Here is a 22,415-nt window from a genome sequence, read left to right on the forward strand (position 1 = left end):
TCTCCGCAATTAACATCTATTAAAATTTAACTATTAAAACTGAATATCATGAAAACAAATTTTAAATCAATCGGACTTTTATTATTAGCAATAACGACAACTTTAATAAGCTGCGACAACAGCGATGGTGACGACAACAATTTGGTTTTGCCTCCTACCAGCGCAGCTTTTAAAAGTATCAGCGAAAAAGGAGTAAAAAGAAATACACAAAACTTTACTGTATCTCCTGTAAGTGGTGTGATTTCATTTACATCTGCAAAAGGAGTAAAAGTAAACATCAACGCAAGCTGTTTGACTAAAAACGGAGCTGCAGTAACAGGAGCAATTGATATTGAATATATCGAACTTTTTGATAAAGGAAATATGCTGGTTACCAACAAACCAACTATGGGAGTTACGGCAGACGGAAAGAAAAACTTATTGATTTCTGGCGGTGAATTCTTTATTAAAGCTACTCAGGGCGGTGTTGAACTTCAGGCTTCCTGCTCAATGAATATGCTTGTTCCTGCAGCTCTTACAGATGGTGTTGATAACACGATGACTTTATGGACTGGTGCGATCGACGATGCCGGAGAATTAGCTTGGAGAGAAGCAAAAGCTGGTGCTGATGGAGCGAACGGAAAAGGCGGCGTACAAGGTGAAGGAAATAATTATTATGTGACTTTTGGAAATTTTGGATGGACAAATGTTGACCGTTTTTACAGCGATCCAAGACCTAAAACGACTATTCTTGCAGATGCCCCTGACGGTTATGATAATACGAATAGTGCTATTTATTTGTCTTATGATGGTGAAGGAACAAATGCTTTGGCAAAATTAGATACTTATACCGCTGCTGGATTGTTTAGCGAGCACTACGGACAAATCCCGATTGGATTAAAATGCCACGTGATTTTTGCAACCGAAGATAATGGCCAATGGCGTTATGCTATCAAAGCAGTTACGGTTGCTGCCAACGATATTTATACTTTCTCTCTTGCCGAAACAACAGTCGGTACAGAAGCTCAACTGGTAGCAGCAATCAATGCTATTCAGTAACTTATAAATACTTTTTTGAGAAAAAGTGGTGATTTGCTCACCGCTTTTTTTTACATTTAATCCTGTTTTAAATTCATTTTCATGATTTTAAGACCCAAAACTGTCTAGTTATGAAACCACAACTGTCTATTTTCTTTCTTCTATTTTCTATTTTTTCAATAGGACAAACCAAAGTAAAAGACACCATAACCCGAAGAGCCAATATTATTTACAATCAGAACGGAAATCAGGTTTCTTTTAAACCAGAAACACCGCCTCTGATTCCGATTGCGGGCGCGCCAAAACCAAGTTATTCTTATTTATGGGAACTTGGCGACGGTCATTACAGCAAAGAAGCGGAGCCAAAACATGTTTATAAAAACAAAGGAACTTACACCACAAGACTTGCCGTAACCAACAATTACGATAACGGAAAACCTCCGGCAACACGTCCAAAAAAAGTCGCTGTAAATGATATTACGGATACTAATTATAAAGATATTGCTTCGATTGCGGATCAAAATGGATTTTCGATTTTAAAAAACTGCGATCCAATTCCAGATCAGGAAATGGTAGTTGTAGTAAGTTATCAGAATTTAGAAAATTATGTGGCGAGCGGGAAGCTTTATTTGTTTTATAATGAAAAGCAATTTAAGAATAATAATTTTGAATTGGTCGATTTTAGAACCTATGCCAACGAACGCGAAGTAAAAGAAAATACAGTTGCTTCTGTTGATGATCTTGACGATACAAAGTCTTATCTGGCTTCTGCCGAAAGTAATTTTAAAACCAAAAAATACAGAAACACAACGACCGAAGAAGATTTGGATGCTTCGTTATTAGACGCTCATAAAACGTATCATAATGTTTCTGTTTTGGAGTTTGATGATGCCAATCCGAGTGAAACCCGAAATGTATTTTATACTTTTAAAACAACTCCGGAAATGATAAAAGATACAAGCGCGACGGTTACGATGCGCGGCATTTTTGTTCCGAATAGAAGTTTTAAAAATCATAAAGTAAAAAACCTCGAAATGGAAATTGTAACTTCTCACGATCCCAATAAAATGGGCTCTAATGGAAGTTTTATGAATTACAGATTGGTGCGCTTTAAGAGGATAAATTTTAAAACCCGTTTCCAGAATAACGGCAAAGGGCCAGCGAGAATGATTCGTCTGGAAACTGATATTCCCGATATGTTTGACAAGAAAACATTTAAGGTAGAAAGTATGTATCCAGAATGTCCGATTTGCCCAAAAGGCGAAGAACCAACCGTAAGCTGTCTGGATACTATTATCAAACAAAAACAGATTTTCTTTACTTTCAAAAATATTTACCTGCCCGGAAGTGAGCAGAAAAATGTACACGAAAAAGACAGCACAAAAGGTTTTGTAAAATATTCAATGAAGTTTGCTGAAGATTTTCACAAAGTAAAAACCCGAAGCCGAACTGCAATTATTTTCGATAAAAACGAACCTATTATTACCAATTATGCTACTACCCGATTTTTGCCCGGAATCTCGATTGGCGCAAAAGCAGGTTATAATTTGTACCCTGATTTAGATAACTCTACAAGTTATTTTGTTGGTGCGACGGTTTCGCCTTTTAAATCGTATCGCTTTTATTGGCAGGCAGAATGGGTAAATAGCTTAAATAAATATGATAGTGCAACTACTATTGTAAACGATGTTATTGTCAATGCAAATGGCGTAAAACAAAGGCAGCGAACTACAACTAGCACCGAAAACAAAAGTGTAAATTGGGAAGTTCCGGTTCTTATTCGCTATAACATTAATAATTATATTGGTGTTGGTGCAGGTTTGCAGGCCAATTTTAATGTTTCGCAGGAACAGAACCAAAGTATAAAAATTGAGACTTTTGAGGGTGATTCTGATAAATTTATAATTAATACAGAAGAAAAATCTAACTCTATTAAAGATTCTTTTACTGGTTTTAAAACAGGATTTTTACTTGATTTAACTGTTGGTGCAGCGCGAATTGGTCCGAGCTTGGGCGCACGATATGTAATTAATTTTGAACAGAATTTTAATTATTTTCAGTTTTATGGAATTTGGAAGTTTTAAGAAAAATTTTAAACCATATAAGTTATATAAGTTCATTTTAGTTGTACTTTAAGTCTAATTATATGCTCTTTTTTGAAGTTTTACATTATCGCACTATTTTATATGACCTTACATAACTTATATGGTGTAATTTTTCTCTTCTTAACTCTGAATATTTTCGGGCAGAAACCGATTGCTCCAGAAGATAAAATATATAATGCGATTGATGTTTTTACTGAGAATCCTTCCGCGGAAGCGTTACAAAATCTTGCCAAAGAAGAAGCTGATTTCTGGAAAAGCGCTAAACCAAAATCTAAAGACGAACTTTTGGCAATTGTGGTTTTAAATTGTAACAAAGCCTATTTTGAAAATCAATTTGGTCAATCTGAAAATGCTATAAAAAGCTACGAAAAAGCCTGGCAGCTGTATCAAAAAAACAAATTAAAAAATTATGATATTATTGAATATTGCCTGAAACCTTTAGGCAATTTATATACAATTATTGGCGATTACGACAATGCAGAAAACACGATAAAACAATATTATTTTATTGCTAATCTGGAGAAAAATGAACCGCAGAAAGTGGCCGCGATTCTTAATTTATCGAATGTATATCAGAATACAGGAAATATCTATAAAGCAATTGATTTAATCGAAAAAACCATTCAAACTGAAAAACTGACTTCTTCTCAGAAAGGTATTTTATTGAATAATTTAGGAACCAATTATTTTTTAACTATTGGCAGTCCCTACAGCAAAGTAGATGTTTATGAATTAACAGAAAGTTCTTTTTTGAAAGCGATTTCATTATTAAAAAATGATAAATCACAAACGGAAACGTTATCTAACTCGTATCGAAATTTAGCCAAACTAAAACTGCAACTTCAAGATTATAAAGCGGCTTCTGAATATTTTAAAAAAGCGCAAACAGAATTTAGTAAAATCAAAAATCAGGAACCTCGAAAAACAGCTCAATTCTATTATGAGATTGCGCTTCTTGCATTTAAACAAGGAAATACAGCAGATGCAAATCAAAATATTCAATTTGTTTTTAAAACGCTTCTTCCAAAGTATTCAAACGCAAAAAATATTCTTCCAGACCAAAATTCTCTTTATGCAGAAACTATTTTATTGGATGTTTTAGATTTACAGGCCGAAATTTATCTGGCACAAAACCAACCTCAAAATGCTTTAAAAAGTTATACGCTTTCATTTTATATCGAAGATTTGTTTCAATCGCTTTTGGTTTATGAAAATTCTAAAATTGTAACTCAAATCAGGAACCGAAACCGAACCGAAAAATGCATCGATATTTATCTTTCTCTTTATCAAAAGGATAAAAAAATGAGTTATTTAGAAAGTGCTTTTTTACTTTCGGAGCAAACAAAATCGGTGGTTTTAAAAGATCACCTCAGCGAGACTAAAAATCTTTCTAGAGAAGAAAAACTCATTTTACAACAGCTTCAAAATTGGAATACTATTATTGTAAAAGAACAGCAAAAACGGGAATTGGCCGATATTTCTAAAATTAACGAAGCTATTCAAAAACAAAATGAATTGATGTTGCTGCTGAAAAAAGATAAAAATAATAAGGCAAAGGAAAGCAACACTGAATTTGATTTACAAAAATTATACGCCAAATTAGAAAATGACAATGCTGTAATGGTTAACTATTTTTGGGGTAAAAAAACAACTTATGCTTTTACGATACAAAACAATTCTATTTCAGTAAAATTATTGTACAACGCCCCTATGTATTTAGAGCCTGTACTTGGGTTTGTTTCTCTTTTTAGCAATGCCAATACTATTACAAATGATCCTCAATACTATAATAAAACAGCTTTTCTCGCTTCTGGTATTTTGAGACTGCCGAAAAAATTGCATTATAAAAATCTTGTAATTATTCCAGATGGTATTTTAAATTTCCTTCCTTTTGAAGCTTTAATCACAAAGCAGTCCAACACTACCAATTTTGCAAAAATGCATTATTTATTGAATGATTTTAATGTTGCTTATAATAATTCGGCTTCTTTTTATCTGAATTCAGTTCCATTTTCTAAAACTAAAAAAACGGTTTTGGGTGTTTTTCCCATTTTCGAAAAAACAGATTTTGCTTTGACTTTCTCTAAGAATGAATTGCAGTCTATAAAGAAAAAATTTGATGGTCAGTATTTCGAAAACCAAAATGCGACTTTTTCTAATTTTAAAAATAATGCTGCTAATTATTCTATCATACATTTGAGTACGCATGCTTCTTCGGGCGATTTGGAAACGCCTGCGAGCATCAAATTTTACGATCAGGAAATCTTATATTCAGAATTGTATAATTTAAATCTAAAACCTGATTTGGTAGTTTTAAGTGCCTGCGAAACTGGAATTGGAAAACTCTATAAAGCGGAAGGCGCAATGAGTGTTGCACGAGGTTTTCAGTTTGCCGGCGCTCAGAATTTATTGTTTTCGTTATGGAAGGTTAATGATTTTACAACTTATATTTTTATGAATGATTTTTATAAAAACATTAAAAGCAATCAATCTTATTTTGAAGCAAATGCCAATGCAAAACGTGATTTTTTGAAAGATTCCGATATTCCAAATGCTAAAAAATCACCTTATTACTGGAGTGCTTTTGTGTATTACGGAAGTATTACGCCACCCGAAAAATCTTCAAATTATATCGTATATATCATTAGTTTATTGGCTGTAATTGGTTTATTTTTGATATTCAATCGTTATCAAAAATGGAAAAACTTCAAAAAGTCCTCAAAAAAGAACAATACCGAAAAATAAAATTTAAAATTACTAAAACCCAGCATTTGTCTATTAAGGCAAAAATCAATGGCGTTTCCGGAAGTTTTATTTTAGATACAGGCGCTTCTAATACTTGTATAGGATTTGAAAGTATTGAACATTTTGAATTGCAGGCAAAAAAATCTAAAACCAAAGCTTCCGGCGCTGGCGGAACGGGCATGGAAACTCAGATTTCGGCCAATAACATTTTGAAAATCGGAAGCTGGAAAAATAAAGATTTTAGTATTGTAATTTTTGATCTTTCGCACGTTAACGAAGCTTTAGAATCTTATAAAGCAAAACCTGTTCACGGCATTATTGGTGCTGATGTTTTGCTGGAAGGAAAAGCTATTATTGATTATTACAATCATTATTTGTATTTGAAATAGAATATTAACTTACCTTTTACGAGAAACCGTAATTTTAACAATATTTATAGTATTATATTTGTTGTACCATTTTAACAAATCTGATACTATGAAAAAAACTCTACTCTGTTTTCTTTTATTGTTTACCTCTATTTTTTATGCCCAAGTAACTTCTATCACAACTTGTAGTGATGTTCCTTTTAATTTAACAAATCTTAAAGCCGATTTTATTGGTAACTTAGATCCTGTTGAAACAAGTGTAAGTTATTTTTTAAGTCTTGATGATGCATTAAATAATACAAATGTAATTGCAAATCCAACAACATATATTGGAGCTGCAGGCATTTCAAAAATTTATGGCAGAATTGACAATAATGGAACTATTACAACCAATTATTTTAATCTGACTGTATTTAAGCCTTTGACTGTAACGGCTTCTAATCTACCAATACTCTGTAAAGGAGATAGAACTTCATTGACTGTTAATGTTTCTGGAGAATACAGCTCTTATCAATATTCTATAAACGGTGGCGCTTTTACAAGTAATAATTATTACAACAATCTCCCTGCTGGCGTTTACACTATAAAAGTAAAAAGTCCAGATAATGTTTGTCCGGATGTTACAATTAATCATACCATTACAGAGCCAAACGCATTACTTGCAACAGCTGCGATTTTAAACCAAAATACGATCATTACTACTGTTGTTGGTGGAACTGCTCCCTATGTGTATTCTTTAGACGGCGCTGTTCCTCAAACGAATAATATTTTTCCAAATTTAAATCCTGGTAATCACAATATAATTGTAAGAGATGCTGCAGGTTGCGAAACAGTGGTAGCTGCAAATGTTTTGCCTCCTTTAAGTGCAGTTGCAGCTATTGTTAAAGAATTAGACTGTACAAATAGCGGTGCTGTGTTAAATATTATTGGTGTCGGCGGGCAGGCTCCGTATGTTTATTCAATAGATAATGGCTATACCTATCAACCATTTAATGTTTTTAATAATGTAAACGCTGGTACTTATCACATAATTGTGAAAGATGCTCAAAATACAACCTCCAATCCTTTTTTAATAACAATAAACCCACTTGTGCCGTTGGCGATAAATTCTGCCATTACTAAGCAAATAGATTGCAATAGTAATGCTATTATAAACGCAAATGCAACTGGAGGAAGAACTCCTTATCAATATTCTTTTGACGGCGGTATTACTTATACCAGCAGCAATGTTTTTTCTAATGTAACTGCAGGAACTTATGCAATAACTGTAAGAGACAGCAATGGGTGTATTTCTACATCTCAGTCTATTACTATAAATCCAGTTTCACAAGTAATTGCAACAGCTTCCAGCACGACATTATTCTGTGCTACAGAGAAATCGACATTAACGATTACTGCGGTTTCTGGACAAGCTCCTTATCAATATTCTTTAAACAATAGTGCATATTCAGCCAGCCCTATTTTTACTAATCTGAGTCCAGGAAATTACAATATTTCAGTAAGAGATGCTAATGGATGTTTATCTACATTTCAATACACGATAATATCGCCATTACCAGTATATCCGGATTTGAGTGTAAATGGTCAGACTTTGACAATTACAGGTCAAGGGGGTACTGTACCTTATCAATATTCTGTAGATTCGGCTGCTTTTCAGAGTAATAATGTCTACACGAATTTATCTGCAGGGGATCATTTTATAAAAATCAAAGATGCAAATGGTTGTCAATCTTATGATTTTATTGTTTCTATTGAAGTTCCTACTCCTTTAACTGCTGTTTCCACAATAACTAAAGAATTGGATTGTATGAGTAATGCGTCAATACAAGTTAATGCAGCAGGAGGTACTCCGCCATATTTATATGCTATAAATGGAAGCGCATATCAAAGTAGTTCTAGTTTTACTGTTTTTACTGCAGGAAATTATGTGATAAATGTAAAAGATGCTCAAAATACTGTCGCAGCAACTTCTGTTGTTGTATATCCAATCACTCCTCCAACATTTTTGTATGAAAAGCAGAATACAAGATGTAACGGATCAAGTGATGGCAGTATTAGAATTATAGCATCAGGAGGAAAAGCTCCTTATCTTTATTCACTTAACAATGGCCCTTATCTAAATAATAATTTTTATACTGATTTAAGTTCTGGCATCTATACTGTTAATGTAAAAGATGCTAACGGATGCTTATCATATGAAAATACTATAATGATTGCACAGCCTAGTACAATTACAGCAGATGCAACTCTTGCTGCTCAAAATATAACAATTGCTGCAACAGGAGGAAACTTGCCTTATCAATATTCGTTAGACGGATTAAGTTTTCAATCTGATAATACTTTTGTGAATTTACCTGCTGGAAACTACAAGGGCTGGGTAAAAGATGCTCAAGGTTGTACATCTTCATCAAACACTATTGAAATTTCTAATGTGCCTTTAAGTTCTGGTGGTATGACAGTTAAACTGATAGACTGCCGAGGCAATGGTGTTCTTCGCGTGATTGGATATGGCGGAAATCCTCCCTATACATATTCAATAGATGGAGGAACAACGTTTCAAACAAATGATACTTTTTATGATTTAAGCGCCGGAATTTATCCTCTTGCGGTAAAAGATGCTTCGAATACAATTGTAAACAATCTTTCTTTTGGACTAAATCCATATATTCCTGTAACAGGCACTACAGTTGTTACCAAGCTTTCAAATTGTATCAATAATGGCACAATAACTGTTTCTGGAAATGGAGGTCAAATTCCTCTTTATTATTCTATTGATGGCGGCGTAACATATTCTCAAAATAATACATTTTCTGATCTTCCTGCCGGTAATTATACTGTATTTGTAAAAGATAGCTTTGATTGTGTTTTTGCTCCTATTTCTACTGTAATAGAATCTTCTGTTCCATTAGTTGCAACAGCTTCAAACACACCATTATCTTGTGCTAATGATAAATCGACAATAACAATTACTGCGTCTGGAGGACAAGCTCCTTATTCATATTCTTTTGATGGCGGAATTACTTTTACCAGTAGCAATACTTTTTCTAATGCAGTAGCTGGAGTTTATTCAATAATTGTAAAAGATAATTATGGATGTATTTCTAACACATCATTTATAACTGTTAATCCTATTACAGCACTTATCGCAACGGCTACTATTACAAAAGAAGTTGATTGCATCAATGGAGCTTTCAGAGTAGATGTAACAGGTGGAAAAAGCCCATATCTGTATTCGATTAACAACGAACCTTATACAGCAAGCGTACCTCTTTTCTATAAACAAGCAGGCACTTATACAATAAATGTTAAAGATGATGCCAATTGTATTGCTACTGTGGCAATAACCTTAAAACCATATACTTCTGTTAGCGCTACCACAATTGTTACCAATGCAACTTGCGCAGGAACTGCAAACGGTACGATAAGAGTTAATGCAAGCGGAGGAGTTCCACCATATACTTATTCATTAGATGGTACTAATTATCAAACCAACAATATTTTTAATAATGTAATGGCCAAATCTTATGTTATTAGAATTAAAGACGATCGCAGATGTATAACAAACGTTGGAACAGTTGTAACACAACCCACAAATTTAGCTGTGACTTCAACAATTAAAAATGTAACTTGTAAAGGTTTGAACAATGGATCAGTTTCATTAACCGTTTCTGGTGGCAAATCTCCTTACACCTATTCAAAAAATGGATCAACGTATTCATCTAATCCTAATTTTACTTCTTTGACTGCTGGAACTTATACTTTTTATATTAAGGATGCTAGTGGCTGTATTGTATCTTATAATTCAACTATAACTGAGCCAAATTCTTTAGAATTAATTACGGATATTAAGACTTTAAACAACGACGAACAAATCGGAGCGTATATCAAATTAGATGCTACTGGTGGAACAGCACCTTATTTATATTCTATAAAAAATGAAACCTCGGGCGTAGTATATGCTCAAAACTCAACAATAAAGATCTATAGTGGTATGCTTGCAGGTTTATACACAATGAGTGTCGTTGATGCTAACGGATGCCAGACAACAAAAAACAATATAAATATCACATTGGCTAACCCAATTGTACTGAATGCTATTAAAACATATCCAAATTGCATCAATAGTTACGGGTCTTTAAGCGTAAATCTTTCTGGAGGAGTACCTCCTTATTATTATTCAACGGATAAAGGAGTAACTTACACAACTACAAACACGGGAATGACAAATTTACCTCTTGGAATTCATTCATTATTGGTAAAAGATGCAATTGGCAATCAAGGTCAAACCCATATATCTGTAAAATCATATGTTCCTCCAAAAATGACTCCTATTGTTACTTATGAAACCTCAGATAACTATACTTCTGGTGTAATAACTGTAAGCACTAGCGGCGGAACTGCTCCTTATTCTTATACAGTTAAAGGAACCAGTGCTAGCAGAATACTAATAGAAAATCAGACTTCTACTATCTATAGTGGATTGCCAGCTGATACCTATACTATATTTTCTAAAGATTCTAATGGTTGCGAATCTGCAAAAACTGAAGTAACTCTTACAATTCCAGAACCTATTTTAATAAATGCATCAATTAGTAGTCCTTTAACATGTTCAAATAGTACCACATCTTTAACTTTTAGTGCAACTGGAGGAACTGGACCATATCTGTATTCAGCAAATGGTGGCAGAGGTTATACCTCAACCGGTATTTATACTGTAGAAGCAGGAACTTATAATCTTTATATAAAAGATGCCCTTGGTAATACAAGTTGGATACTTTATAAAATAAACCCTTATATTCCTTTAATTGTTAGCAATACTACTCAAGATGTAAATTGTTATGGAGCTGGAGACGGAACCATTACAGTAACCGCAGCAAAAGGAATTGCTCCTTATACTTATTCAATAGGAAATGGATATACAACATCGAATGTTTTTACTAATTTAAGTGCTAAAACATACACTATAAGTGTAAAAGACGCTGTAGGATGCATTAGTACATCTAATGCTACAATTACGCAGCCAAATAATTTATCAGTATCTACTGTTATTACTAACAGCGCTACTGTCGATAGTAACGACGCAAAAATAACAGTTACTGCTTCTGCTGGAACTGCTCCTTATACTTATTCGCTTACGGATCAAAATGGAATAATGATAACTTCTCCTCAGTCTTCAAATATTCTTGCAAATTTACCAATAGGTACCTTTAATTTACAAGTTACTGATGCAAAAGGATGTACATTCATTAGAACAGGATTAAGAATCACTTCAAATATAGTTTCTGCTACAGTAGTTGTAACACCTATTACTTGTACTTCTTTGGGTACAATAACAATAAATACAGTTGGAGGTAAACTGCCATTCGTTTTTTCATTTAATAATGGTGTTACATGGGGAATTTCAAATGTTGCTAAAAATTTAAATCCGGGTAATTATATCATTAAAGTTAAAGATACTCAGAATAATATTGTTACAGTTTTAGCTACTATAGCACCTTTAGAACCATTAATTATCACAGCAACACTTGTCTCTCAAATACACTGTTATGGAGGTCCTGATGCTGTAATACAACTAACGGCAATTGGAGGAAAAGCTCCTTATTATTATTCTTTAAATGGAAATGCTTATCAATCGAGTAATACCTTTTCGAATCTTTCTGCCGGCGATTATCAGATTAACGTAAAAGATAGTAATGATTGTATTATGGCTATAATTTATAGAGTAACACAGCCTTCATTATTAACATCTACAGTTGAAGTTAAGAATCAATCCATAACAATTAATGCTCAAGGTGGAACAGGTGAAATTAGATATGCAATCTCTCCTAATCTAAATATCTTCTCAACAAATAATACCTTTGAAAATTTAGACTCTGGAATTTATACTGTAATCGCGCAAGATCAAAATGGATGTGTGATGCTTTGGGAGGTTTCAGTAGATCCGCCGGCTCCAATTACAGAAGAAGGCAAAAATGAGATTGTTTACGAATATAAACCTGGACAAACTTTAGGCGATATTGTCATTGAAGGTGAAAACATAAAATGGTACAGCAGTCAAAATAGTCCGACTAGCAAAACCGTTGAAACAGTTTTACCACTAACAACCGTTTTGGTAAATGGCGTAACCTATTATGCGTCGCAAACTGTAAACGGAATTGAAAGTAAAGATCGTCTTGCAGTAACGGCAAAATTAAACGGATCTCTTTCTACTCCTAATTTTGATTTAGCAGGTTTTAAATTTTATCCTAATCCGGTAAAAAATATATTAACTGTAAACAACACTTCTGTAATTGATGAGGTGCAAATCATATCAATTTCCGGAGAATCTGTTTTATTGAGAAAAATAAACAATACACATTCTGAAATTGATTTATCAAACCTTTCTACCGGAGTTTATATCTTAAAAGTAAAAGCTGACGGTAAACAAAAAGCAACAAAATTCATTAAAGAATAATTCAACTTTAATCACAACAAAAAAGCCTTCATTTTCTACAATGAAGGCTTTTTTTATATCGAATGATTCTCTTAACTAATTATTTTCTGCCTTTGGAACAGCATGCTTTTTCAATGAAAAATAAGCAACAATTGTACTTAATAACATTAAAATACCACCTAATATAAAAGGCGCTCCGGCAAATTTAAATGGAGCATTTTCATGCGTAAAAAAGTAAAACGTATTTGCCATCATAGGCGGCCCGATAATCGCAGAGGCACTCATTAAACTGGTTAATGTTCCCTGAATTTCTCCTTGCTCGCTTGGCAATACTTTACTTGCAATTACAGATTGAAGTGCCGGCCCGGCAATACCGCCAAGGCAATACGGAATTAAAATCACAAATATCATCCAGCTTTCTGTTGCAAAAGCAAACAATAACATTCCGATTGTGTATAATGCCAAACCTGTGTAAATACTTTTCTCGTTTCCTAATTTTGGATTTATCCACCGAATTAAAACTCCTTGTACCAATCCAATTAGTAAACCAATTATTCCTAAAGAAATACCGATCATTCGTTCATCCCAATTAAATTGATAAATCGTGTAGAAACTCCAGTTGCTTTGTACGGCATGTCCGCCAACATACAATAAAAACATGGCAGAAATTAATCCGATTAAAGTTGGGTGTTTTTTTAAGCCTAGAATAGCTCCAATTGGGTTGGCACGCTTCCATTCGAAATTCCTGCGGTTTTCTTTTTTTAAGGATTCAGGTAAAATGAAAAATCCGTATAAAAAGTTAACCATACACAAAACCGCTGCAGCATAAAACGGAACTCTAGATCCGTACTGACCTAACAATCCGCCAATAACTGGCCCTATAATAAATCCTAAACCAAAAGCAGCGCCTATTAATCCAAAGTTTTTTGCTCTATTTTCGGCAGTACTCACATCTGCAATATAAGCTGATGCTGTCGTAATACTTGCTCCGGTTACTCCTGCAATTATTCTTCCGATGAACAACCAAATAATTGTAGGCGAAAAAGCCAATAAAATATAATCTAATGAAAATCCAAAAAGAGAAATCAAAATGATTGGTCTTCTGCCATATTTATCACTCAAATTTCCAATTACGGGTGCAAATACAAACTGCGTTATCGCATACGCGAAAGTTAACCAGCCGCCAATTTTTGCTGCTTCACTAATGTCGCCATGAATCAATTCTTCGATTAATTTTGGGATTACAGGAATAATAATTCCCCATCCTGTAATGTCAATTAACATGGTTATGAAAATAAAACCAATCGCGGCAGATTTATTCTTTTGTAGCATATTTTTAAAAATTAATTACAAATAAACAAAAAATCCCAAATTCCAATTAAGGAACTTGAGATTTTTTGTATTTGAAATTCTAATTTGGAATTTGGAATTTCAATATTGAGATTTTAAATTCTTAGTGTGTATGTTTCGGATTAAAACCGTCTTCACTTAATTCTGTGTGCTCATAATCAGCAACCATTTCAGCTTCGTAATCGATTTTTTCTCCTTTAGAGAATTTCTGAATTAATTTCTCCATAATGTTATAAATAACCGGAACTACAATCAAGGTTAAGAATAAAGAAGAAATCAATCCTCCGATAATTACCCAAGCCAATCCGTTTTTCCACTCAGCTCCTGCTCCAGATGCCAATGCAATTGGGAACATACCAAATACCATCGCAATTGTTGTCATCAAGATCGGACGTAAACGTGCGTGGTTTGCCTGAATCAATGCTGTTCTGATCGATTCTCCGGCCGCTCTTCGCTGGTTGGTATAATCGACAAGCATGATCGCGTTCTTACACACCAGACCAATCAACATGATGATACCTAAGATGGTAAAGATATTTAATGAGTTGTTTGTTAATGCTAATGCTAACATCGCACCAATAAACGAAAGCGGAATTGCAAACAATACTACGAATGGATGCGCGAAACTGTCGTACAAACTCACCATTACAAGGTAAACCAAAATAATAGCGGCCAATAAAGCGATTCCTAAAGTACCAAATCCTTCAGATTGGTTCTCTTGGTCACCACCCCAGATATAGTTAACTCCGGCTGGTTTTTTAAGTTTGTCTAATTTAACCTGCCATTGTTGTACAATTGTTCCAGAAGGAACCCCAACGTTTTGTCCTTTTACCGTTACAGACGCAGATTTATCTCTACGCTCTAGCTGGCTAGGTCCAGAACCTTCTGTAATATCTGCAAACTGAGACAATTTAATTTGTTGTCCTGCAGCGTTTACAAAAATCAAATTACTTACGTCAGTAATACTTTTTCTGTCGAATGCATTGTACCTAATGTTGATATCGTATTCGTATTCTCCGGCTCTGTATTTACCATCAGTGTTTCCACTAAAAGCAGTCTGCATGGTAAGACCAACCGTTTGAAGTGTTAATCCTAAAGCAGCCATTTTATCACGGTCCACTTTTACGTTAATTTCAGGGTTTCCGTCCTCAACCGTTAATTTAATCTCAGTTGTTCCAGGAATAGTACGTAATTCAGCTTCAGCTAATTTAGCAAAAGCCATAGCGCTTTCTGTAGATGGACCTGTTACGATCAAACCTAAAGTTGCATCTTCTGCAGTTCCTAAGATACCTACAGGAACGGTTTTTACTTTTGCACCAACTAATACTTTTTCTAACTTACGTTTGATTTTTGCTGCATAAACATTCGCATCATCGGTACGATCTTTTTGCTCGATCATTTTTACGTCGATCTCTGCTTTGTATGCCGTAGCCTGAGATGCACCAAAACCTTCACTCGTTTGTCCTACAGTTGTAATTTGACTGTGAACATATTCTTGTGATTTTAAAAACGCTTCTGCTTTTTGCGTCATAAAGTTCGTTTGTTCTAACGACGCATCTTTTGGCATTTCAATCTGAACTAAGAACTCCCCACTATCAGAAGATGCGAAGAACTCTCCACCGATGAAACCACCGCCCATTAATCCAATTGTAGAAGCAAAGAATAATACCACTACAACTAAAATGGTTTTAATATAGTGATCTAAACACCAAGTTAATAATCCTGAAACCCAGTCCGTAAAACGAGTTAAATAATTTTCGAAACCAAGAATAATTCTTCCAAATAAATTCTTTCCTTCAATATGCTCTAATTTACCATAACGAGATGATAACCAAGGAATAATTGTAAATGAAGCTAAAAGCGACAATAAAGTTGATATAATTACAGTTACACAGAATTGTGTAATAATATTAGAAACCAATCCAGAACTCATCGCGATTGGCAAGAACACCACCACAATTACTAATGTAATAGAAGTTACCGTTCCACCAATTTCGGCAGTACCATCATACGAAGCACGAATTCTGCTCTTACCCATTTCCATGTGTCGGTAAATATTCTCGAGGACCACAATCGCATCATCGACCAGAATACCAACCACAAGAGACAATCCTAATAAACTCATTAAGTTTAAAGTATAGCCCATTAAATAAATACCGATGAAAGTTGCAATCAACGATGCAGGAATAGATACCATTACAATTAATGAGTTTCTAATACTGTGAAGGAAGAACAACATTACAAAGGCAACAAGTACAACCGCGATTAATAAATCGTGTACAACAGAATCTGCAGCTTCAAGTGTAAATATTGTACTGTCTTTTGCAACTTCTAATTTTAACTGGTTTGATTTATAATCTTTTTCAAGAGTAGCAATCGTTTTTAATAACTGCTCACTTACCGCAACGGCATTGGCATCTGATTGTTTTACGATTTGTAAAACGATCGCGCTTTTTTGATCTACACGAGAAATTTTCTCTGCAATTTTCTGAGTATCCTGAACATCGGCAATTTCGCCTAAACGAATCTGAATTCCGTTTTGAGAAGAAACTACTAAGTTTCTTAATTCATCAACACTTTTATATTTACCCGCTAAACGAATTAATATTTTTTGATTTCTAGTTTGGATATTTCCTGTTGGGAAATCTAAGTTTGATGTTAAAATATTTTGCTGGACTTGCGGAACAGACAATCCGTAACCCTGCATTTTTACAGCATCAAGATTTACCTGAATTTCACGCTCAGAACCACCAATAATATTTACCTGCGCCACACCTTGGACACGAGATAAAATAGGAGCGATTTTTTTGTCAATTAAGTCATAAAAAGCGGCTTCGTCCATTTTTCCGTTAGCACCAAGCGTCATAATTGGTAAATCACTCAGCGAGAATTTGGTTAGCGCCGGCGTTTTTACATCATCTGGCAAATCACTAATAATCGCATTAATTTTTCGCTGTGCATCATTCAAAGAGAAATCCACTTTTGCGTTAGATGTCAGAGTAATCGAAACGATAGATAAACTTTCGTACGATTTCGAGTCAATTTTCTTGACATTCTCCAGAGACCCAATCGCATCTTCAATTTTCTTTGTTACGGTATTTTCAACCTCACTTGGAGAAGCTCCAGGATAGATTGTAGAAATTGTAATAACGTTTTGTTCAAATTTCGGGATCAGCTCATAGCCCAATTGGCTGTAACTGAACAATCCACCAAGTGTCAGAATTGTAAACAATACAATTACTAACGACGGACGTTTTATGGATATTTCGGCTAATTTCATATGTTTTTTTATTAAGTCGTTAGTTTTTAAGTCCTGAGTTCCTAGTCGTTATTTAATGCTAACGACTAAGTACTCTGTACTAATAACTAATTACTCTTATTTAATAATTTCTACTGTATTTCCGTCTTGTAAGTTAATCTGACCAGTCACGATTACTTTTTCTCCGTCAGTTAAACCATTGATGATTTCAACCTGATCTCCTAAAATTCTTCCAGCAGTTACTTTTCTTAATTTTGCTACACCGTTTTGAGCTACAAAGATTTCGTTGCTGCTTACACTTCCAACAAATGCGTTTCTAGGTACAACCATCAAATGTTGTTTTTGTTGGTTTGATGCAAAATTTGCAGTTCCGTACATACCCGCTTTTAGGTCGTTGTTTGTGTTGTTTGTAATTTCGATTTCAACTGGGAAATTTAAAGACGCGTCTGCTTTTGCAGCAATAAAAGTAATTTTTCCAGAAAAAGTTTTATCAGGATAAACACTAGCCGTTACATTAATATGATTTCCTAGTTTTAAGCTTGCCACTTGGTTTTCATTTACAGTAACTGTCAGTTTTAATTTAGAAACATTTACAATATCAAACAAAGCAGTAGCTGGCGTTGCTGCTAAAATAGATCCTGGCTCAATGTATTTTTTATTAATAAAACCATTAATTGGTGCTTTTACTTTAGTATCACCAACATTAATATTAGCTTGTGTAAGGCTTGACTGAGCATTTGTCATCGCCAATTTTGCCTGATCTAATTGTTGTTTTGTAACACCACCCGTTTTAAAAGCATTTTCGTATCTGCTGTAATCCGATTTAGCGTTTTGATAAACTGCTTGTGCTTGTTGTGCATTAACATTTATTACATCACCTCTTACAGTTAATAAAGCTTGTCCAACTCTTACATAATCTCCTTCTTTAACTAAAACGTTGATTACTTTTCCAGATTTTTCTGCAGAGAAAGTCAATTCCTGAATTGGCTCAAAATTTCCGTTTGCAACAAAGTCTAATGAAACTTCTTCTGTTTTTACATCAGAAACTTTTACAGAAACTGCCGCATTTTTTTCGGCAACGATATCTGTTTTTGCTTTATTCTTTTTCTTATTATTATTTAAGACATATCCAATCACACCCAAAGCTGCGATTATGATTACGATTGTTATAATAGTTTTCTTCATTGTAATTAGTTATTTAATAAGAGATTTAAGTTCGCCTTTTGATTTAATTAGTGCTACTTCGGCAATTTTATAATTTAAAACTGCTCTGGTATAGTTATTTTGAGCTTCCAGAGATGCATTTTCAGAATCTAATAAATCTGTTAATGATGCTAATCCCTGAAGGTAATTGTTTTTTGTATTGTCTAAAATTTCTTTAGCCAATCTCATATTTTCTTTTTGATTCTCGATAGTTACAAGATTATTCTCCATTTGCGTTATTGCATTTCTATAATCTAAATCAAGAGAAAGTTTAGTGTCTTTAATATCTTCCTGAAGCGATCTGATTTGTACATCTGCTTGTCTAACTTTAGCACGAGTTCCAAAACCTGTAAAGATTGGTACGTGTAAGTTTAATCCAATTGCAGAATAATCAGACCAGTAAACTCCATCAGCAGGTTTTGCAAACCAAGGAAATTGAGGTCCCTGACCAATATAGTTATAACCTGCAGTTAAAGATAGTGTTGGATAATATCCTGCTTCAACAGCTTTTTTATTGTATACCAAAAGCTCTTCTTGTTTTTTCAAAAGCAGATATTCTGTTCTGTTTTCAATATTTGGCTCTTGAGTTAATGCAGCCGGAACAACTTCAAATTCTTCTTTTGGCAATACGATTTGAGTTTCAATAGGCATTCCCATATAAAACTTTAAAGCATTTTCCTGTAATGTAATTTGATTTTTAATTTGCTGACGTTCTGTATCAATGTTAGACATTTTTACTACAATACGATCCAAGTCAATTTTTTTAGCTAAACCATTGTCAAATTGTCCCTTTACGATATCACGAACTTTTGTCGTATTCACAAAATTACTGTCTAGTAAAACTAATCTTTCTTGCTGTACATAAACAGAATAATAGTTATTAGCAACTCTTTCAATTACTTGTTCTTCTGTTAATTGATCGTTTATTTGATAAAATTCACGAGTAGATCTTGCTGCTTTTAATCCTGTAAAAACAGATTGATCAAATATTGCCTGAGTTAATGAAAGTCCGGCATTTGATGTAAACTTTTGACCAAATGCTGCCTGAATTGTTGTTCCTGGCTGACCAAATCCTGCTCCGTCAATAACAGTTGTCTGAATAACTGGATTGTACGTTATGTTTCCGTTTGCAGAAATTTGAGGTAATGCTCTCGAGCGTACTTCCTGAATTTTATATTCACTGTTTTCAACCTCCAGCTTCGACTTTTTAGCGTCTGACTTATTCTGAAGCGCGTAGTTAATCGCGTCCTTTAAGGTTAGAGTGGTTACTTGTGCGTTGGCAGACAAGCCAATTGTACACAAAAATATAAGAATGACTCTTTTCATAGTTACAATTTATTTTTAAAGTTGAATATCTCCATCTTCCTTTTAGATATTATGGCGATTTTTTGATGATGATTAATTATTGATTCTTTTAAGCTGTTTTTCCAGTTCTAGTATTCCTAAAGGAGTAGACATTGCTCTGGTATGATATTCTAAAGCTTCTAATTCTAATTGCTGTGATTCTTTGTCTGAGACTGTAGTTTCGTTAATGTTAAAAATTAACGTGTAATAAAATCTCACATATACATCTATGTTCAAATCTGCTCTGTATAATTTTTCGCGGATTCCTTTTTCGATGTTTTCTCTAAACCATTGACTGCAGAGATCAATTTCTTCAGTCATTATTTTTTGGTAGATTTCTGGGTAATGTTTTTTTAGCTGATAGATTGGCGAAGAATCAATACTGTTTTTAAACATTTCACAAAACATTTCGCGAATCTCAAAATTCTCATGAATAGCATTGTGATTTTTGGCCACTATTGTATCGATAACTTCATGTACCTGTTTATGAACTACTTCAGTACTTTCCTCTATTAAAACTTCTTTATTACAGAAATATTTGTAAATCGTTTTTTTAGAAATACACATTTCACCTGCAATATCATCCATCGTAACACTTTTAAAACCAAGTTTTAAAAACAATTCGCTGGCCTTTGCTATGATTTTATCTTTCATTTTAATTCCGAATTGCATTACAAATATAAATCGGAAACTTAAATTCTAAAAACAGTTTCCTTTATAAATGTAATATTTTTACATTAATTTATTAAGAGCGTAAGATTTATATGCTAAATTCTAAGTTTGCAATCAGTTTAATATCTTTTCCTAGAGCCAAACCTCCGTTATGGTTAAAAGAATTATAATCCAATCCAAAATCCTGACGTTTGATATCTCCTTTAATTTCAAAAGCAACTTTTCGCTCACCATTGTATGTATTCACACCAATAAACTCAGCATCAAGTTCTACCACTTTAGTAACATCTTTTATAGTTAAATCTCCTTTAAAAAAATTGATGTTATTATTCACCTTTTGAAATGAGGTAGATTTAAAACTTATAATCGGATGCTCATTTACATCAAAAAGATCCTGAAGCTGTAAATACGTATCGATTTGCTGAAAACTATCATTTTTGTTATTAATATCTAAAGAAAACTCAACCGATGCATCTTCAATTTCATTGTCTTCAATATCCACATGTCCGCCAAACTTATTTGAAGTTCCACCTAAATAAGCAATTATAGAGTGTCTCATTTTAATTAAAACATCTGATTGGCTAGAATCTAAAGTCCATGTTGTTTTCATAATATTGGCATTTGTTTAGTTTATAAACTTCTAAACTGGTTCTTGGAAACTTTTTTAGTGTTTCGAGTTTCCAATTAAAAATGCAAATATAAACAGGAAACTTTAAACACCAAGAAAGTTTCCAAGTTTTTTTTTGAAAAATTTTAACAGCTCCAAAAAAGACATTTCTAAAACTATTTTTCGTTTTCATTTATTAAAGCAATAATTCATATTTGAATTGTATCTTTGAGCCTCGTAAATCAGATTTTCATTTTTATGCACGATATTAGTCAGTACCAGGATTTCTTCATCACTTATTTAAAGAATCAAAACATACAGAAAGAACCCAAAAACCTTTATGAACCTATAGATTATATATTAGGTCTTGGCGGTAAACGTATGCGTCCGGTATTAACTTTAATGGCAGCAGAAGTTTTTGATGCGAATTACGAAACAGCACTTCCGGCAGCAATGGCGGTTGAGGTTTTTCATAATTTTTCGCTTGTTCATGATGATATTATGGATGATGCGCCTTTAAGAAGAGGACAAGAAACCGTACACGAAAAATGGGATCTTAATACCGGAATACTGTCTGGAGACGCGATGCTTATTCTGGCGTACCAATATTTTGAGCAATACGAACCTATTATTTTTAGGGACTTAGCCAAATTATTCAGCAAAACTGCTTTAGAAGTTTGCGAAGGCCAGCAATGGGATGTAGATTTTGAAAAAAGAAATGATGTTACGATTCCCGAATATCTAAAAATGATCGAATATAAAACGGCTGTTTTGGTTGCCGCTGCCATGAAAATGGGTGCAATTGTTGCCAAAACTTCTGAAAAAGACGGTGATTTAATTTATGATTTCGGACTTAATTTAGGTTTGGCTTTTCAGCTTCAAGACGATTATCTGGATGCTTTTGGAGATCCGGAAACTTTTGGAAAACAAGTTGGAGGTGACATTATCGAAAACAAAAAAACCTATTTATATCTGAAAGCTATTGCGTTTTCTTCGACGGAAAAAGCAGTTGAATTGAAAGATTTATTCACTTTAAAATTAGAAGATAATTTAAACAAAATAGAAACTGCTAAAGCTATTTTTAATGAATCAGGCGCTTCAAAAGCAACTCAGGATGCTATAGAAATGTATACTTTTAAAGCTTTTGAAACTTTAGAAAAAATGGACATCAACGCAGAAAAGAAGAACATTCTAAGAACTTTCGGCGAAAATTTAATGGGCCGTAAAGTGTAAAAAATCCAATATCAATGACAATTACAAAATTCAATTTCAATAATTGAAATAATATTTAAAATTGGCATTGATTTTTGAA

At 33.7% G+C, this 22,415-nt stretch carries 12 protein-coding genes; 6 read left to right on the forward strand and 6 right to left on the reverse strand.

Annotation, left to right across the window (positions count from 1 at the left end; all coding sequences use genetic code 11):
• Positions 1-48: 48 nt before the first annotated feature.
• The 5 genes from EV144_RS09275 (at position 49) to EV144_RS09295 (ending at position 12,689) form a co-directional block, all read left to right on the forward strand.
• Positions 49-1,038 carry a hypothetical protein gene (locus tag EV144_RS09275; RefSeq protein WP_134148221.1) on the forward strand — a complete coding sequence of 330 codons (990 nt, stop codon included), beginning with the start codon at positions 49-51 and terminating at the stop codon, positions 1,036-1,038.
• Positions 1,039-1,148: 110 nt separating this feature from the next.
• Positions 1,149-3,101, forward strand: coding sequence for a PKD domain-containing protein (locus EV144_RS09280; protein WP_134148223.1), 1,953 nt, complete (start codon positions 1,149-1,151; stop codon positions 3,099-3,101).
• Positions 3,102-3,203: 102 nt separating this feature from the next.
• Complete coding sequence (locus EV144_RS09285; RefSeq protein ID WP_134148224.1) at positions 3,204-5,867, forward strand: CHAT domain-containing protein; 2,664 nt, start codon at positions 3,204-3,206, stop codon at positions 5,865-5,867.
• Positions 5,819-6,256, forward strand: coding sequence for a retropepsin-like aspartic protease (locus EV144_RS09290; protein WP_134148225.1), 438 nt, complete (start codon positions 5,819-5,821; stop codon positions 6,254-6,256). Before EV144_RS09285 ends, EV144_RS09290 begins: the two co-directional genes overlap by 49 nt.
• Before the next feature lie 88 nt (positions 6,257-6,344).
• Complete coding sequence (locus tag EV144_RS09295; protein WP_134148227.1) at positions 6,345-12,689, forward strand: T9SS type A sorting domain-containing protein; 6,345 nt, start codon at positions 6,345-6,347, stop codon at positions 12,687-12,689.
• 75 nt (positions 12,690-12,764) lie between these two features.
• Here EV144_RS09295 and EV144_RS09300 read toward each other — a convergent pair whose 3' ends face one another.
• The 6 genes from EV144_RS09300 to EV144_RS09325 form a co-directional block, all read right to left on the reverse strand.
• The gene (locus tag EV144_RS09300; RefSeq protein WP_134148228.1) at positions 12,765-14,000 is read right to left on the reverse strand and encodes a TCR/Tet family MFS transporter; all 1,236 of its coding nucleotides are present in this window, start codon (positions 13,998-14,000) and stop codon (positions 12,765-12,767) included.
• A gap of 121 nt (positions 14,001-14,121) precedes the next feature.
• The gene (locus EV144_RS09305) at positions 14,122-17,298 is read right to left on the reverse strand and encodes an efflux RND transporter permease subunit (RefSeq protein ID WP_134148229.1); all 3,177 of its coding nucleotides are present in this window, start codon (positions 17,296-17,298) and stop codon (positions 14,122-14,124) included.
• A gap of 96 nt (positions 17,299-17,394) precedes the next feature.
• On the reverse strand, positions 17,395-18,462 hold the full coding sequence (locus EV144_RS09310; RefSeq protein ID WP_134148231.1) for an efflux RND transporter periplasmic adaptor subunit: 1,068 nt from the start codon (positions 18,460-18,462) through the stop codon (positions 17,395-17,397).
• A 9-nt stretch (positions 18,463-18,471) separates the two neighbouring features.
• A complete protein-coding gene (locus EV144_RS09315; RefSeq protein WP_134148232.1) occupies positions 18,472-19,806 on the reverse strand; it encodes a TolC family protein in 1,335 nt (444 codons plus the stop codon).
• Between the two features lie 72 nt (positions 19,807-19,878).
• The gene (locus EV144_RS09320; RefSeq protein ID WP_134148233.1) at positions 19,879-20,478 is read right to left on the reverse strand and encodes a TetR/AcrR family transcriptional regulator; all 600 of its coding nucleotides are present in this window, start codon (positions 20,476-20,478) and stop codon (positions 19,879-19,881) included.
• 106 nt (positions 20,479-20,584) lie between these two features.
• Positions 20,585-21,106: a YceI family protein gene (locus EV144_RS09325; protein WP_134148235.1), complete on the reverse strand. Its 522-nt coding sequence runs from the start codon at positions 21,104-21,106 to the stop codon at positions 20,585-20,587.
• Positions 21,107-21,361: 255 nt separating this feature from the next.
• Here EV144_RS09325 and EV144_RS09330 point away from each other — a divergent pair, with 255 nt between their 5' ends.
• Entirely contained in the window at positions 21,362-22,336 is a 975-nt protein-coding gene (locus EV144_RS09330; RefSeq protein WP_134148236.1) for a polyprenyl synthetase family protein, read from the forward strand.
• The last annotated feature ends 79 nt before the right edge of the window (positions 22,337-22,415 follow it).

The organism is Flavobacterium sp. 270, assembly GCF_004368785.1.
Classification (GTDB): domain Bacteria; phylum Bacteroidota; class Bacteroidia; order Flavobacteriales; family Flavobacteriaceae; genus Flavobacterium.

Coding starts and splice junctions, on each gene's coding strand:
- EV144_RS09295 (WP_134148227.1), top strand. CDS start 6,345: ATGAAAAAAACTCTACTCTGTTTTCTTTTATTGTTTACCTCTATTTTT.
- EV144_RS09280 (WP_134148223.1), top strand. CDS start 1,149: ATGAAACCACAACTGTCTATTTTCTTTCTTCTATTTTCTATTTTTTCA.
- EV144_RS09275 (WP_134148221.1), top strand. CDS start 49: ATGAAAACAAATTTTAAATCAATCGGACTTTTATTATTAGCAATAACG.
- EV144_RS09300 (WP_134148228.1), bottom strand. CDS start 14,000: ATGCTACAAAAGAATAAATCTGCCGCGATTGGTTTTATTTTCATAACC.
- EV144_RS09305 (WP_134148229.1), bottom strand. CDS start 17,298: ATGAAATTAGCCGAAATATCCATAAAACGTCCGTCGTTAGTAATTGTA.
- EV144_RS09330 (WP_134148236.1), top strand. CDS start 21,362: ATGCACGATATTAGTCAGTACCAGGATTTCTTCATCACTTATTTAAAG.
- EV144_RS09290 (WP_134148225.1), top strand. CDS start 5,819: ATGGAAAAACTTCAAAAAGTCCTCAAAAAAGAACAATACCGAAAAATA.
- EV144_RS09285 (WP_134148224.1), top strand. CDS start 3,204: ATGACCTTACATAACTTATATGGTGTAATTTTTCTCTTCTTAACTCTG.
- EV144_RS09310 (WP_134148231.1), bottom strand. CDS start 18,462: ATGAAGAAAACTATTATAACAATCGTAATCATAATCGCAGCTTTGGGT.
- EV144_RS09315 (WP_134148232.1), bottom strand. CDS start 19,806: ATGAAAAGAGTCATTCTTATATTTTTGTGTACAATTGGCTTGTCTGCC.
- EV144_RS09320 (WP_134148233.1), bottom strand. CDS start 20,478: ATGAAAGATAAAATCATAGCAAAGGCCAGCGAATTGTTTTTAAAACTT.
- EV144_RS09325 (WP_134148235.1), bottom strand. CDS start 21,106: ATGAAAACAACATGGACTTTAGATTCTAGCCAATCAGATGTTTTAATT.